The sequence below is a fragment of the Pseudomonas sp. ICBG1301 genome (genome assembly GCF_016918385.1).
GTDB lineage: Bacteria > Pseudomonadota > Gammaproteobacteria > Pseudomonadales > Pseudomonadaceae > Aquipseudomonas > Aquipseudomonas palleroniana.
The window spans coordinates 1-527 of the sequence record NZ_JAEKGB010000029.1 but is presented as its reverse complement, the minus strand read 5'-3'; the positions used below and the strand labels follow the sequence as shown (position 1 = coordinate 527).

Annotated in this window: 2 tRNA genes and 1 rRNA gene; all 3 read right to left on the bottom strand. The window is 46.1% G+C overall.

Annotation, left to right across the window (positions count from 1 at the left end):
* Positions 1-178: 178 nt before the first annotated feature.
* Positions 179-254, bottom strand: a tRNA-Ala gene (locus JBE38_RS27545).
* 10 nt (positions 255-264) lie between these two features.
* Positions 265-341: transfer RNA gene (locus JBE38_RS27540), tRNA-Ile, on the bottom strand.
* 124 nt (positions 342-465) lie between these two features.
* A 16S ribosomal RNA gene (locus JBE38_RS27535) occupies positions 466-527 on the bottom strand; the annotation flags it as partial.

Here is a 527-nt window from a genome sequence, read left to right as displayed (position 1 = left end):
CTCAACTAAGAGAACTCACAAATTTTACCTTAGCCTGATTCGTTACCAGTGAAAGTAACGTTCAGTCTATCTTTCTATCACATACCCAAATTTTTAAAGAACGATCTAATCAAAGACTAGAAATCAATATTCACTTCAGAATATTCATTTCTAAACTCTAACGAGCAGAAGCAGTTAATGGTGGAGCCAAACGGGATCGAACCGTTGACCTCCTGCGTGCAAGGCAGGCGCTCTCCCAGCTGAGCTATGGCCCCATAACAAAATTGGTGGGTCTGGGCAGATTCGAACTGCCGACCTCACCCTTATCAGGGGTGCGCTCTAACCAACTGAGCTACAGACCCAATTTCGAGCGCGTAACTGATTAGCTAAGAGCTATCAGCTTGGAGCTTAAAGCTGCTTCTATCGTCTTCTTCAATGAATCAAGCAATTCGTGTGGGAGCTTATGGAGCAGCTGATGTCGTCGATTAAGGAGGTGATCCAGCCGCAGGTTCCCCTACGGCTACCTTGTTACGACTTCACCCCAGTCA